Annotated in this window: 1 protein-coding gene; it reads left to right on the top strand. The window is 50.0% G+C overall.

The genetic code is table 11. The annotated features are described in order from the left end of the window. The first annotated feature begins 132 nt into the window (after positions 1-132). On the top strand, positions 133-405 hold the full coding sequence (locus PSH54_RS20590; protein WP_007089403.1) for an HU family DNA-binding protein: 273 nt from the start codon (positions 133-135) through the stop codon (positions 403-405). The last annotated feature ends 77 nt before the right edge of the window (positions 406-482 follow it).

Below are 482 nucleotides of genomic sequence, written 5' to 3'. Positions count from 1 at the left end.
GTTCGAAACCGCAGAAAACTGCGACTGTCGCATTGACGGGATGTTGGCTACCTGCTTACACTGCCGATGCAACAGGTTTGGGGCAAACCAAATTTCCTCATAACTCCGAACGTCCAATAAGGGGGCCAGGAAGTGAATAAAAACGATCTCGTTGGAAGTGTAGCTGCTAAAGCCGATCTGTCCAAAGCAGACGCTGCTAAAGCCGTTGACGCTGTTTTCGATTCCATTACCGAATCTCTCAAAGGCGGTGACGAAGTTCGTCTCGTCGGTTTCGGTACCTTCGCTGTCGCTGCTCGCGCTGCTTCAAAAGGTCGCAACCCGCGCACCGGTGAAGAAATCGACATTCCGGCATCGAAACAGCCTAAATTCAAGGCTGGCAAGGGTCTTAAGGACGCCGTCAACTAAGTTTGACGATGTTCTGAAAAAAAATGCCGGTGACGAGCGTCACCGGCATTGCTTTTTCAAAAAAGCATGTTATGTTC

Origin of the sequence: Pseudoalteromonas sp. Angola-30, assembly GCF_028599215.1 — a bacterium.
GTDB classification, from domain to species: Bacteria; Pseudomonadota; Gammaproteobacteria; order Enterobacterales; family Alteromonadaceae; genus Pseudoalteromonas; species Pseudoalteromonas atlantica.
Note: the sequence above shows the minus strand (reverse complement) of the source record. Positions and strands in the feature narration are given on the sequence as shown.